The organism is Flavonifractor sp. An92, assembly GCF_002159175.1.
Classification (GTDB): Bacteria; Bacillota; Clostridia; order Oscillospirales; family Oscillospiraceae; genus Pseudoflavonifractor_A.
Genome location: NZ_NFGZ01000007.1, coordinates 113,194 through 126,449, shown reverse-complemented (window position 1 = coordinate 126,449; position 13,256 = coordinate 113,194). Strand labels below are relative to the sequence as shown.

At 64.0% G+C, this 13,256-nt stretch carries 13 protein-coding genes; 10 read left to right on the top strand and 3 right to left on the bottom strand.

All coding sequences use genetic code 11. The features are described from left to right. Nucleotides 1–81 precede the first annotated feature (81 nt). The 6 genes from B5G43_RS07100 to phnX all read left to right on the top strand — a co-directional run bounded on the left by B5G43_RS07100 (nt 82) and on the right by phnX (nt 6,486). The gene (locus B5G43_RS07100) at nt 82–963 is read left to right on the top strand and encodes a MurR/RpiR family transcriptional regulator (RefSeq protein ID WP_087259780.1); all 882 of its coding nucleotides are present in this window, start codon (nt 82–84) and stop codon (nt 961–963) included. A 195-nt stretch (nt 964–1,158) separates the two neighbouring features. After that, nucleotides 1,159–1,929 (top strand): ABC transporter ATP-binding protein, encoded by a 771-nt coding sequence (locus B5G43_RS07095; RefSeq protein WP_087259779.1) that lies wholly within the window; start codon nt 1,159–1,161, stop codon nt 1,927–1,929. Between the two features lie 9 nt (nt 1,930–1,938). Then, complete coding sequence (locus B5G43_RS07090) at nt 1,939–3,594, top strand: ABC transporter permease subunit (protein ID WP_087259778.1); 1,656 nt, start codon at nt 1,939–1,941, stop codon at nt 3,592–3,594. After that, complete coding sequence (locus tag B5G43_RS07085) at nt 3,591–4,586, top strand: extracellular solute-binding protein (RefSeq protein ID WP_087259777.1); 996 nt, start codon at nt 3,591–3,593, stop codon at nt 4,584–4,586. The genes B5G43_RS07090 and B5G43_RS07085 overlap by 4 nt, the downstream gene beginning before the upstream one ends. Nucleotides 4,587–4,606: 20 nt before the next feature. Then, nucleotides 4,607–5,713 carry a 2-aminoethylphosphonate--pyruvate transaminase gene (locus tag B5G43_RS07080; protein ID WP_087259776.1) on the top strand — a complete coding sequence of 369 codons (1,107 nt, stop codon included), beginning with the start codon at nt 4,607–4,609 and terminating at the stop codon, nt 5,711–5,713. Continuing rightward, a complete protein-coding gene (gene phnX, locus B5G43_RS07075) occupies nt 5,710–6,486 on the top strand; it encodes a phosphonoacetaldehyde hydrolase (protein ID WP_087259775.1) in 777 nt (258 codons plus the stop codon). The genes B5G43_RS07080 and phnX overlap by 4 nt, the downstream gene beginning before the upstream one ends. A gap of 64 nt (nt 6,487–6,550) precedes the next feature. Here phnX and B5G43_RS18000 read toward each other — a convergent pair whose 3' ends face one another. Genes B5G43_RS18000 through B5G43_RS07060 form a run of 3 tightly spaced genes read right to left on the bottom strand, consistent with a single transcriptional unit; the run spans nt 6,551 to nt 9,610 of the window. After that, nucleotides 6,551–8,194, bottom strand: a complete 1,644-nt coding sequence (locus B5G43_RS18000; protein WP_087259774.1) for a carbohydrate-binding domain-containing protein — start codon at nt 8,192–8,194, stop codon at nt 6,551–6,553. Between the two features lie 11 nt (nt 8,195–8,205). Beyond that, nucleotides 8,206–8,901 (bottom strand): DUF4956 domain-containing protein, encoded by a 696-nt coding sequence (locus B5G43_RS07065; protein WP_087259773.1) that lies wholly within the window; start codon nt 8,899–8,901, stop codon nt 8,206–8,208. Then, a complete protein-coding gene (locus tag B5G43_RS07060; RefSeq protein WP_087259772.1) occupies nt 8,894–9,610 on the bottom strand; it encodes a polyphosphate polymerase domain-containing protein in 717 nt (238 codons plus the stop codon). Before B5G43_RS07060 ends, B5G43_RS07065 begins: the two co-directional genes overlap by 8 nt. A gap of 187 nt (nt 9,611–9,797) precedes the next feature. On the opposite strand from B5G43_RS07060, the gene B5G43_RS07055 reads away from it, so the two are divergent. The 4 genes from B5G43_RS07055 to B5G43_RS07040 all read left to right on the top strand — a co-directional run bounded on the left by B5G43_RS07055 (nt 9,798) and on the right by B5G43_RS07040 (nt 13,255). Then, a complete protein-coding gene (locus B5G43_RS07055; protein ID WP_087259771.1) occupies nt 9,798–10,472 on the top strand; it encodes a response regulator transcription factor in 675 nt (224 codons plus the stop codon). Beyond that, on the top strand, nt 10,469–11,737 hold the full coding sequence (locus B5G43_RS07050) for a HAMP domain-containing sensor histidine kinase (RefSeq protein ID WP_087259770.1): 1,269 nt from the start codon (nt 10,469–10,471) through the stop codon (nt 11,735–11,737). The genes B5G43_RS07055 and B5G43_RS07050 overlap by 4 nt, the downstream gene beginning before the upstream one ends. Before the next feature lie 158 nt (nt 11,738–11,895). Further along, a complete protein-coding gene (locus B5G43_RS07045; RefSeq protein ID WP_087259769.1) occupies nt 11,896–12,855 on the top strand; it encodes a glycosyltransferase family 2 protein in 960 nt (319 codons plus the stop codon). Beyond that, nucleotides 12,842–13,255, top strand: a complete 414-nt coding sequence (locus tag B5G43_RS07040) for a GtrA family protein (RefSeq protein WP_087259768.1) — start codon at nt 12,842–12,844, stop codon at nt 13,253–13,255. Before B5G43_RS07045 ends, B5G43_RS07040 begins: the two co-directional genes overlap by 14 nt. Nucleotide 13,256 lies beyond the last annotated feature (1 nt).

Sequence of the window (13,256 nt, the reverse complement as noted above, 5' to 3'; positions counted from 1 at the left end):
CTGCGTGCCGGTTCTGTAAGAACGGCAGGGCTCCGGGCGGGAGGGCCGTGTAAGTTTCTTACAAGGTGAGGAGATCGCCCCATGCGGCATGATATACAGGTCCTGGACCGAGTGAAAAGCGCCTACGCCTCCCTGCGTCCCTCGGAGCAGCGGGTGGCGGACTGCATTCTCAGCGACCCGGAGGGCTGTACCCAGTGTACCATTTCGGAGCTGGCGGATCGGGTACAGGTGAGCCAGCCCACCGTGGTGCGCTTCGTGCAGGCGCTGGGCTTTGACGGCTACCGGAGCTTCAAATACTGCCTTCTGCGGGACCGGAGCGGCCCGTCCCCCCAGAACCCCTACTTTGACCACCTGGGGGACTTCGACCTGAAACCCTGGGACCGGCTGGAGGACCTCCCCCTCAAGGAGACCCGCATCGCCGGGGGACTGCTGGAGGACGCCCTGAAATCCCTGTCCACCCAGGCTCTGAGCCGGGCGGTGCGGATGCTGGCCACCGCCCGGACCATCGACATCTACGGGGTGGAAAATTCCATGACTCCCGCCAGCGATCTGCTGACCAAGCTGACCTATCTGGGCCTCAACTGCCGGATGCACACCGACGCCTATTTGCAGCAGATCTCCGCGGCCCACCTGGGCGTGGCGGACGTGGCGGTGGCGGTATCCCACTCCGGCTGCTCCATCGATACGGTGAAGGCCCTGAAGCAGGCCCGGAAGGCGGGGGCGGGTACCATCGCCATCACCAGTCCCCGGGAGCCCCTGCTGGCCAAATACGCCGACGTGTGTCTCAGCACCGGGGGACAGGCCCTGTCCATCTACGGCACGGCCATCTTCTCCCGCATTCCGGACCTGGCGGTGGTGGACCTGCTGTACATGGGGATCATCCAGAGCGACTACGAGCGATTCTCCCACAATCTGGACAAGAGTGGTGCGGTCATCGCCGACCGCGGATATGAAACCGAATAGCGGACCGGCCCCGGGGCTTTGTAAGTAACTTACAAGGCCCCGGGGCTTTTTTGAGGGATTTTTACTCAGGCCTTACCGAAACTTGAACTTTTTACGCTTGTTTCCGGGGAAATCCCTGTGGTAGCATAACGCCGTCGCCGGGAAGCACGGCGGCCATGATTCCGAATGTTCACCCCGAGAGAGGAGCGTTTCTTTATGTTGGAACTGGAACACATCCAGAAATCCTATGACGGCGTGCCGGTCCTGAAGGACATCTCCCTTCAGGTGGCGGATGGGGAGATCGTCTCCATCCTGGGCCCCTCCGGCTGCGGCAAGACCACCCTTCTGAATCTGATCCTGGGCATCGTGGACGCCGACGGCGGCGCCATCCGCTGCGACGGCCAGGACCTGACCCGCACCCCCATGGAGAAGCGGGGCTTCAACATCGTCTTTCAGGACTACGCCCTGTTCCCCAACCTGAATGTCCGCCAGAACATCACCTACGGCCTGCGCAACAAGCCGGACATCTCCACCAAGGAGGAGGTGGAGGAGCTCATCGACCTGCTGGGCCTGCGGGAGCACCTGGGCAAGCGCATCGACCAGCTCTCCGGCGGCCAGAAGCAGCGGGTGGCCCTGGCCCGAACCATGGTGATGAAGCCCCGCATCCTGCTGCTGGACGAGCCTCTGTCCGCCCTGGACGGGGTCATCAAGGAGTCCATCAAGGACCGCATCAAGACCATCGCCCGGGAGTACCGCCTGACCACCATCATCGTCACCCACGACCCGGAGGAGGCCCTCACCCTCTCCGACCGGGTGCTCATCATCGAGGGCGGCACCATCTCCCAGTACGCCAAGCCCGAGGAGATCGTCCACCAGCCCAAGAACGACTTCGTGCGCAAGTTCATCCTCAACCAGCTGGAGATCAAGCGGAACAACATCTACGCTCTCTTCGGCGAGGGCCCTACCCTGGCGGTCCAGGCGGGATAAGAGGGACCTATGACACGGACAAATCGTGAACTGAAGCTGATCTTTGCGCTCATCGTGGCCCTCTTTGCCGCCTTTCTGGCGGCACCCATCCTCATCCTGCTGGGCAAGTCCCTGTGGGACGGGGGATTCACCGGGGAGTTTTACGCCTCGGTCCTGGCCCAGGAGGGCTTCCTCACGGCGCTGGGCAACAGCTTCGCCGTGGCGGCGGCCTCGGCGGCCACTGCGGCGGTGCTGGCCTTCCTGCTGGCCTACGCGGTGCACTACACCGGCCTGCCCCGGTGGGTCAAGAGCCTGATCCGCGCCGTGGCCACCCTGCCCATGTTCCTGCCCACCATCACCTACGGCTTCGCCATCATCTACTCCTTCGGCAAGCAGGGACTTATCACCCGCCTGCTGGGGCGGCAGCTCTTCGACCTCTACGGCTTCGGCGGGCTGCTGGTGGGCTATGTGATCTACACCGTCCCGGTGGCCTTCCTGCTCATCCACAACACCATGGGCTTTGTGGACAAAAAGACCCTCACCGTCTCCAAGGTCATGGGGGACAAGCCCCTGTCCACCTTCTGGATCGCGGTGCTGCGCCCCCTGCTGGGGACCCTGGCCGGGGCCTTCATCCAGGCCTTCTTCCTCTGCTTCACCGACTTCGGCATCCCCGCCTCGGTGGGCGGGGGGTATGAGGTCATCGCCACCCTGCTCTATAACCAGATGCTGGGCGGCATCCCCGACTTCAACCGGGGGGCGGTCATCGCCATGCTCATGCTGGTCCCCTCCATCGGCAGCATCTGCATCCTCCAGATCCTGGAGCGGTTCAACATCCGCTACAACCGGATCTCCGACGCCGATTTACGGAAAAACCCCCTGCGGGACGCGGGCTGGGGCCTGTCCAGCGGCGCCATCTCCCTGGGCATCCTCTCCATCTTCGCGGTCATCTTCGTGGTGCCCCTGGTGGAGGAGTGGCCCTACCAGACCGGCTTCTCCCTGGAGCACGTCCAGACCGTGTTTTCGGACAGCAGCCTTCTGGCGGCCTACGGCCACTCCCTGCTCATGGCCCTGCTCACCGCCGCCCTGGGCACCCTGGTGGCCTATGGCGCGGCCCTCATCACCGCCCGCAGCACCCTGGGGCGGGGGTACAAGCGCACCATCGAGAGCATCGCCCTGGTGACCAATGCCATCCCCGGCATGGTGCTGGGCGTGGCCTACCTGTTCCTCTTCTCGGGGACCAGCCTCCAGAACACCCTGCTGCTGATGATTCTGTGCAACATCGTGCACTACTTTTCCACTCCCTACCTGATGATGAAAAACGCCCTGTCCAAGATGAACGCCGGGTGGGAGACCACTGCCATGCTCATGGGGGACAGCTGGCTCAAGACCATCCTGCGGGTGGTCACCCCCAACGCCCGCTCCAGCCTCATCGAGGTGTTCAGCTACTACTTCATCAACTCCATGGTCACCATCAGCGCCCTCATCTTCATCGCCGGGGCCCGGACCATGGTGCTCACCACCATGATCAAGCAGCTGCAGTACGTCAACCGCTTCAACGAGGTGTTCGTGCTCTCCCTGCTGATTCTGGCCACCAACCTGGCCGCCAAAGCCCTCTTTGCCCGGCTGGCCGGGCGCCATTCCCAATCCACCCGACACAATGAGAAGAAAGAAGGAAGCAAATCATGAAGTACCGGAAATTCCTGGCCCTGGGGCTGTCCGCCGCCCTGTGTCTGTCCACCCTGTCCGCCTGCGGCGGCGCCGGCAGCTCCGGCGGTGAGGAGCAGGTGGTCATCTACTCCAACGCCGACGAAGAGGCCATCACCGCCATGCAGAACGCCCTGGACAACAACGGCTACAAGGGCAAGTACATCTTCCAGACCTACGGCACCTCCGAGCTGGGCGGCAAGCTGCTGGCCGAGGGGACCAATCTGGAGGCCGACCTGGTGACCATGAGCACCTTCTACCTCCAGAGCGCCCAGGACCAGAACAGCATGTTCCTCCCCCTGACCTTTGACGTGAACACCCTCACCGAGGTCCCCGACTACACCGCCCCCATCACCTCCCAGGAGGGCGCCATCATCCTCAACACCGAGCTCATGGCCTCCGAGGGCCTGCCCACCCCCACCAGCCTGAAGGACCTGGCCGACCCGGTCTACGCCGGTCAGGTGGCGGTCACCGACATCCAGTCCTCCTCCACCGCGTGGCTCCTCATCCAGGCCCTGGTGGACGCCTACGGCGACGACGGCGCCCAGGAGGTCCTCTCCGGCATCTATGAGAACTGCGGCGCCCACATCGAGACCTCCGGCTCCGGCCCCCTGAAGCTCTGCCGCGCCGGTGAGGTGGCCATCGGCTTCGGTCTGCGCCACCAGGCGGTGGCTGACAAGGCCGAGGGCCTGCCCATCGACTATGTGGACCCCGCCGAGGGCAATTTCTCCCTCACCGAGTCGGTGGCCGTGCTGGACAAGGGGGAGGACACCAACCCCCTGGCCATGGAGATGGCCCAGTGCATCATCGAGAACGGCCGGGAGGAGCTGCTCCAGACCTACCCCAACCCCCTCTACGAGGGTGAGACCGCCGATCCCGCCAACCAGTCCGCCCACCCCTCCGTGTTCGGGGAACCCCTCACCTTTGAACTGTTCCAGGCCCATCAGCAGCTCTCCGAAGCGGCCAAGGGCTGATCGAAAGGAGTTTTCATACCATGAATACCTATAAACTGCTCACCCCCGGCCCCCTCACCACCACCGACACCGTCAAGCGGGAGATGCTGGTGGACCGCTGCACCTGGGACGACGACTACAAGGCCGTCACCCAGAAGATCCGCCGTCAGCTGCTGGAGCTGGCTCACGTCTCGGAGGACGACTATACCGCCGTGCTCATGCAGGGCAGCGGCACCTTCGGCGTGGAGAGCGTGCTCTCCAGCGTGGTGGGGGCGGAGGACAAGGTCCTCATCTGCTCCAACGGCGCCTACGGCGTGCGCATGACCGACATCTGCGGCCACGCCCGCATCCCCTTCGTCCACTACGCCCAGGACTACGACAAGGTGCCCGACGCCGCCCAGGTGGCCCGGCTACTGGCGCAGGACCCCTCCATCACCCATGTGGCCATGGTCCACAGCGAGACCACCAGCGGCATCCTCAACGACATCCAGTCGGTGGGCAAGGTGGTCCGGGACGCGGGCCGGACCTTTATCGTGGACGCCATGTCCTCCTTCGGCGGCGTGGACATCCCGGTGGCCGACTGGGGCATCGACTTCCTGGTCTCCAGCGCCAACAAGTGCATCCAGGGCGTGCCCGGCTTCTCCTTCATCCTCTGCCGCCGGGACAAGCTCCTGGCCAGCGAGGGCAAGGCCCGCTCCCTGTCCCTGGACCTGCTGGAGCAGTGGAAGGGGATGGAGAAGGACGGCAAGTGGCGCTTTACCTCCCCCACCCATGTGGTGCTGGCCTTCTCCAAGGCCCTGGACGAGCTGGCGGAGGAGGGCGGCATCCCCGCCCGGAGCCGCCGCTACACCGAGAACAACCGCCTGCTCATCGAAAAGATGCGCGCCCTTGGCTTTGCCACCTACATCGACAGCAGCCACCAGGGGCCCATCATCACCACCTTCTTCTATCCCGCCGGGGTCTCCTTCCGGTTTGAGGAGTTCTACGGCTACATCAAGGAGCGGGGCTATGCCATCTACCCCGGCAAGCTCACCGAGATGGACACCTTCCGCATCGGCAACATCGGCGAGATCTACCCCGAGGACATCGAGCGCCTCACCGGTATCATCGCCGCCTTCCTGAACGAGAGAAAGGAGCAGATCGCATGATCGAAGCAGTGATTCTGGACTGGGCCGGCACCACGGTGGACTACGGCTGCTTTGCCCCGGTGCAGGCCTTCATGGAGGCCTTTGCCCACCACGGCGTGCCCGTCACCATGGAGGAGACCCGCAAGCCCATGGGGATGCTCAAGCGGGACCACATCCGCACCATGCTGCACATGGAGCGCATCGCGGCGGAGTGGGAGCAGGTCCACGGCCACGCCCCCACTGAGGAGGACGTGGACGCGGTGTACGCCCAGTTTGAGCCCAAGCTCTTCTCCATCCTGGACCGCTTCGCCGCCCCCAAGCCCTTCGCGGTGGAGACGGCGGCCCGGCTGCGGGCGATGGGGGTGAAGATCGGTTCCACCACCGGCTACACCGACGCCATGATGGAGATCGTGACGCGGGAGGCGGCCCGGCAGGGCTACGCGCCTGACTGCTGGTTCAGCCCCGACGGGGTGGGCGGCAAGGGCCGGCCCTATCCCTATATGATCTTCGCCAACCTGGAGACCCTGGGGGTCTCCTCGGTCCGGAACGTGCTGAAGGTGGGGGACACCATCTCCGACATCAAAGAGGGCCTCAACGCCGGCGTCTGGACCGCGGGCATCGTGGAGGGCAGCTCTGAGCTGGGCCTGAGCGAGGCGGAGTTTGAAGCCCTGTCCCCGGAGGAGCGGGAGCGCGCCTGCCGGAAGGTGGAGGCGCGTTTCCACGAGGCGGGTGCCCAGTTCGTGCTCCGGGACCTCACCCAGCTGCCGGAGCTGGTCCGGGCATTGGGGATTTAAGAAACAATACAAGAGCCGCTGCCCTGGGGCAGCGGCTCTTGCGCTGTTCGGATGGGATTCTGAATCAAGCGGAGGGAATCTCCGCGCTGTCAGTCCCGGCATTGGGCATCCCGCTGGGGGCCGCCTGTCCGCCGCGTCCGCCGCCGCCCATCATCCCGCCTCCGTGTCCGCCGGCCATGCCGCCGGGGTTGGACTCGGAGCCGTCGTTGGTGGTCAGGTCACCGCCGTTGTTGGTAAAAGTCCCGTCGGTGTCCAGCGTGGTGTTGCCGCTGCCGTTGCAGGTGAGGTCCAGCGTGCCGCCGTTGATGGTCAGGTTGCCGTTGGAGTCCAGACAGTCGCCGGTGGAGACGATGGTGAAGGTACCGCCGTTGATGGTGATGCTGCTGGTGCTGGAGGAGGTGGAAGAGAAGGTGTCCTGGCGGGGGCCGAAGCCGGAGCCGTCCGCGCCGCCGGCGGCATTGACGCCGTCGTCGTAGGAGGTGATGTCGAAGGTGCCGTCATCAATGGTGATCGACAGGCCCTCGATGCCCTCATAGCAGTAGGATATGGTGAAGGTGCCGCCCTGGATGGTGACGGCGGCGTCGGAGTGGATGGCGTCGTCGCCGCTGCTCAGGTTGAACTCGCCGCTCGCGATGAGGATGTCGCCGCCGGCGTGGAGGCTGTCATCGGCGGTGTCGAGGGTAAAGGTGCCGCCGTTGAGGGTGAGGCTGCCGTCGGCCTTGAGGCCCTTGGTGCTGGCGGTGTCGGTCTCCTCAGTGGAGGCGGAGGAGGTCTGGGTCTGGGTCTCGCCCGGGCGGCCGGCGCCGAAGCTCTCGCTGGAGGTCAGTGTGACGGTGGAGCTTCCGCCGCCGGTGACGACGGAGAAGGTGCCGCCGTCGATCTGCAGTGTGCCGCTGGCGCTGATGCCGTCGCCCTGGGCATCCAGCGTGAAGGCGCCGTCGGCGATGTACAGGGAGCCCAGCGTGGCGTCGTCGGTGTTTTCGGCGTGCAGGGCGTCCTTGCCCGAGGTGACGGTAAAGGTGCCGCCGGCGATGGAGAGGCTGTCCTTGCCGGTGAACCCGGTGCTGGCAGCGGTGACGGTATAGGTGCCGTCCGCGATCACCAGGTCATCCTTGGAGACCACTCCGTGGCCGTCCTGGGCGTTGATGGTGAGGCTGCCGGTGCCGTTGAGGGTCAGATCGGTCTTGGCGAAGAGGACCGCGTCGATGTTGTTCTCGTCAATGGCCACATAGGACCCGCCGTTGGTGAGGGTGTTCTCCGAGCCCTCGGCCAGGGTGACGAACACCTTGTCGGCCGAGTATGCGTAGATGGCGGCGGAGGTGGAACTGGTGATGTCCGCGCCGTCCAGCACCAGCTGCACCTTGGCGGTGTCCTCGGCGGCCACCCGGATCTGGCCGTCAGTCAGCGTGCCGGAGAGGAGGTAGACCCCCTCGGCGGTGATGGTGACGGTGCCGCCGTCGATGGCGACAGCGGAGGAGTCGCAGCTGGCGGAATCGCCGGTGAGCTGGATGGCGATGGCGGAATCGGCGTCATAGGTCCCAGCCAGATCCCGCTCGCTGAACAGAGTGGTGTCGGTCTGTGCCGCGGCACTGGCCGTGACGGCGGCGTCGGAGGCCGAGGGCTGGGCGCTCTCGGAGGCCGGAGCGGCTTGACAGGCGCTGAGCAGGCACAGGGCGGACAGCGCCAGAGGTAATAAGTTCAGATTCATTTGGATCTCCTTTACAGGCCCACAGCCGACGTGTCCTGATGGCAGAGGGAGATCTCCAGATTGCCGTTGCGGCGGCGCAGCTCGTCGAGAAACGCCTTTTCCAGAGCGGGGTTCTTCAGCGTCAGGTCATAGGTCAGCTTGAACAGGCTTCCCATATTGGTGGTTTTGACTTGCTTGAGGGTGAATTGGGTGGCGTACTTCCGCAGGACGGGGTCAAAGACCCCGGTGTAATCCAGGTCCTCCGGAATGGTGATGTGCATGGTCTTGAAGCGGTCCATCCGGCCCCGCCCGCCCAGATCCAGGGCGTTGCAGAGCATGGTGGCCCCGCCCAGGATCAGGACGAACAGGAGGGCGAAGCCCAGGTATCCCATACCGGTGATGAGCCCGGCGCCCATGGCCACGAAGAGGGCGCCGATCTCCTGGGCGGAGCCGGGGGCAGAGCGGAAGCGGACCAGGCTGAACGCACCGGCCACCGCCACGCCGGTGCCCACGTTGCCGTTGACCATCATGATGACCACGCACACCACAGCGGGCAGCAGGGCCAGCGCGACGGCGAAACTCTGGCTGTAATGGGTGCGCCACAGGGTCATGGCGCACAGCAGCAGGCCGATGAGGAGGGACGCTCCCACACACAGGAGGAAGCTGCTCAGAGAGATGGTGGTGGTCCATTCAGTGTCGAACAGACCGCGGAAAAGTGTATCAAGCATAGCGGCGCGCACCTCCGGCATGCTCCAGGCACATCATCTGATAGGCCAGGCCATATTTGGAGAACGAGGTCTGGAAGATCTGGAGCCGGGAGAGGGCGTGGGCCATCCAGAGCGGCAGGCCGCCTGCCACCTTCAGCTCCATCAGCACCTGATTGGGCTGCAGCAGGGGCACGCCCCAGGTGCCCGACTCCAGGGTGAGCACCTCCCGGCGGAAGCGGATGTCACGGTCAAAGGTCACGCGGAATTCCGGGTCCTCTACCCCGCGAAAGGAGTCCCGCTCATAGGAGAGGAACACCGCCGGGGACAGGTCCCGGTAGAAAGCCATGGCGTAGGCCAGCTCGCTGCCGATCTGGGTGTCCGGCCAGGGCTCCGTTCCCTCCAGGCAGGCCATGGCCTGAGCCTGGGGGAGGGAGAGGCGGCGCTTGTACACCACCGAGCGGTATTTCTTCTTCAGCTCCACAAAGACCGGGTCCTCCCGCCCGGCGGAGCCGTAGCTGCGCACCCGCACCTTCTCTTTATAGACCGGCTTTTCCAGGCTGCGGCGGATGAGACGGTAGTCGGGGGTGTCCAGGTACAGGTTGCGGATGGAGCTGTGGCTGTATGCGTCGGGGACCATGTAGGGCCGCATGATGGCCAAAAGCGCCTCCTGTTGGCGGCGTGTCATGAGATATTTGATCTCATAACGCTGAAAGATCATCTGGTTGCTCATGGAGATGGGCCTCCTTGTCATCGAAGTGTACTGCGATTGTAAAGCCGCAACCCTAATTGAAGCTTAAAGCGGGAAAACTTTGAAAAAAGACCTGACAAGAACCGCGGACCGTGCTATCTTTTAATTTAGTTTAAAGTAGAGCGGTTATTCTGAGGAACAGTAACCATCAAAAGGGAGGCGCATAGGTGTGCGCATTTTGCTTGCTGAGGACGAGCGCTCCCTGTCCCGGGCGGTGATCGCCCTGTTGGAGCGGAACAACTACTCTGCCGACGCGGTCTATGACGGCGAGGAGGCCCTGGCCTATCTGGAGGCGGGGAACTATGACGCGCTGATCCTGGATCTGATGATGCCCAAAGTGGACGGAATGACGGTGCTGCGGCGGCTGTGGGAGGCGGGGAATCCCATCCCGGTGCTGATCCTCACCGCCAAATCGGAGGTGGACGACAAGGTGCTGGGACTGGACACGGGGGCCAACGACTACCTCACCAAGCCCTTCTCCACCCAGGAGCTCATGGCCCGCATTCGGGCCATGACCCGCAGCCAGACCGGCCAGATCAGCAGCCGCCTGACCTTTGGCAACATCACCCTGGACCAGACCACCTTTGAGCTCTCCTCGCCCACGGGGAGCTTCCGCCTGGCCAATAAGGAGTTCCAGATGATGGAGCTCCTGCTGCGCAATCCCAAGCAGCTCATCCCTTCCGAGCGGTTTCTGGAGCGGATCTGGGGCTATGACAGCGATGTGGAGCTGAATGTGGTGTGGGTATACATCTCCTACCTGCGCAAGAAGCTCACCGCCCTGCGGGCGAACATCCAGATCAAGGTGACCCGGAACGCGGGGTATTCTCTGGAGGTGCTGCCGTGATCCGGTCGCTGCGCTTCAAGCTCATCGCCGCCTCCATGTTCTCTCTGGCGGTGGTGCTGCTGGTGATTTTGGGCGGGGTGAACCTGATGAGCTATCAGAAGGTGGTGACTGACGCCGACGCCATTCTGACCGTGCTGGGGGCCAATGACGGCACCTTTCCCAAGGTGCAGCAGGGCGGCCTGACCACCGGAGAGGAGCCCCCCGCAGGGCCCATGGGGGAGAAGCGGCTGGGCGGCGGCCGGGGCATGTCTCCCGAGACGCCCTATGAGTCCCGCTATTTCTCGGTCCTGCTGGACGGGGAGGGACAGGTCATCCAGACCGACACCGTCCAGATCGCCGCCATCGACGGCGAGGACGCCGCCGCCTACGCCCAGAAGATCTGGGGCGCAGGGAAGAGCCGCGGCTTTCTGGGGGATTACCGCTTCCTCACCCTGACGGAGGGGGAGAACAGCCGCATCATTTTTCTGGACTGCAGCCGGAGTCTCTCCGGCTTCCGCACCACCCTGCTGGCCAGCGTGGCCCTGGCGCTGGTGGGGCTGACGGCGGTGTTTCTGCTGCTGTTGGTGCTGTCCAAGCGGATCGTCCGGCCGGTGGCCGAGAGCTATGAGAAGCAAAAGCGCTTCATCACCGACGCGGGGCACGAGCTCAAGACCCCGCTGACCATCATCAGCGCCGACACCGACCTGGCGGAGATGGAGTGCGGTGAAAACCAGTGGCTGGAGGACATCCGCCGCCAGGCCCAGCGTTTGACCGGGCTGACCAACGACCTCATCTACCTCTCCCGCATGGAGGAGGAGCAGCCCGAGCTCCAGTGCATCGAATTCCCCATCTCCGACGTGGTGGAGGAGATGGCGCAGTCCTTCGCGGCTCCGGCCAAAAGCCAGAATATGGACTTCACGGTACAGATCCAGCCCATGCTGGCCTACACCGGAGACGAAAAGGCGGTGCGTCAGCTGGTGTCCATCCTGCTGGACAACGCGCTGAAATACGCCCCGGCGGGGGGGAGCATCTCCGTTTCCCTGGAGCGGCAGGGCCGGAACCTGCTGCTGACCGTGTGCAACACCACCGCCGAGCCGGTGGACCGGGAGCGGCTGGAGCACCTGTTTGACCGCTTCTACCGGGGCGATCAGTCCCGGAATACGCAGACCGGCGGCTATGGTCTGGGGCTGTCCATTGCCCGGAGCATCGTGGCCGCCCACAAGGGCCGCATCCGGGCCGAGAGTCCCGACGGGAACTCCCTGCTCATCCAGGCCACTCTGGGCTGAACCGGCCCCATACCGAGCCCCGGCTCCGCGCAACATGCGCGGAGCCGGGGCTTTTTTCCATCGGGAGGAACAAAGAGGCTTTTCTTTTCGTCCAAAGATGGTAGAATAGAACTAAACCAACGGTCCGAAGTTCGGATCATGCAAATGCGAGGTGTACAATGGCAGACATTCTATACATCGTGGTCCCCTGCTACAACGAGGAGGAGGTCCTGCCCGAGACCTCCCGGCGTCTCAAGGAGAAGCTGGAGGCCCTCATTTCCGCCGGGGCCATCTCGGAGGAGAGCCGGGTGCTCTTTGTGAACGATGGCTCCCGGGACAAGACCTGGTCCCTCATCGAGGGGCTCCACCGCTCGGACAAGCGCTTCTCCGGCGTGAACCTCACCCGCAACCGGGGCCACCAGAACGCCCTGCTGGCCGGGCTCATGACCGCCAAGGACCGGGCCGACATGGTCATCTCCATGGATGCCGACCTTCAGGACGACATCGACGCCGTGGACGCCATGGTGGAGAAATACCACTCCGGGTGCGACATCGTCTACGGCGTGCGCTCCAGCCGGGAGAAGGACACCTTCTTCAAGCGCTTCACCGCCGAGGGGTTCTATCGGGTGATGAATTTCCTGGGGGCTGAGACGGTGTTCAACCACGCCGACTACCGCCTGATGTCCAGACGGGCTTTGGAGGGGCTTGCCCAATTCCGGGAAGTGAACCTCTTCCTGCGAGGCATCGTGCCCATGATCGGCTACACCACCGGCACGGTGGAGTACGAGCGGGGGGAGCGCTTCGCCGGTGAGAGCAAGTATCCCCTCAAGAAAATGCTCTCCTTCGCCATGGAGGGCATCACCTCCCTCTCCACCAAGCCCATCCGGTACATCACGGCGCTGGGCTTCCTGGTGTTTGTGGTGAGCCTTCTGATGCTGATTTACTCCATCGTCCGCTGGGCCCACGGGGCGACCGTCATCGGCTGGGCCAGCGTCATCTGCTCGGTGTGGGCCATCGGCGGCCTCATCCTGCTGGCCCTGGGGGTCATCGGCGAGTATATCGGCAAAATCTATCTGGAGACCAAGGAGCGGCCCCGCTTCCTCATCAAGGAGGTGCTGGACCGGCATGAAAAAGACTAAGCTGCTGGACGCCTCCATCTGTAAATTCCTCCTGGTAGGCGTGGGCAACACCCTCCTCTCCATGGTCATCATGTTCGCCCTGGAGGGGCTGGGCTACTGGCCCTCCACCGCCATCGCCTATGTGGCGGGCGCGGTGATGAGCTTTTTCCTCAACCGCCACTTCACCTTCCACAGTGAGGAGACCTTCGGCCGCTCGGCGGTGAAATTCGCCCTCAACGTGGCGGTGTGCTATCTCCTGGCCTACGGCATCGCCCAGCCGGTGATGGAGCTCATCCCCCAGCCGGTGTTTGTCCCCTCCATCTGGTGGGAGCGGCTGACCAAGCTGGTGGGCATGGGTCTCTATACCGTCCTCAACTACTTCGGACAGCGGTTCTTCGCATTCCAGAAACAGAGACACTAGG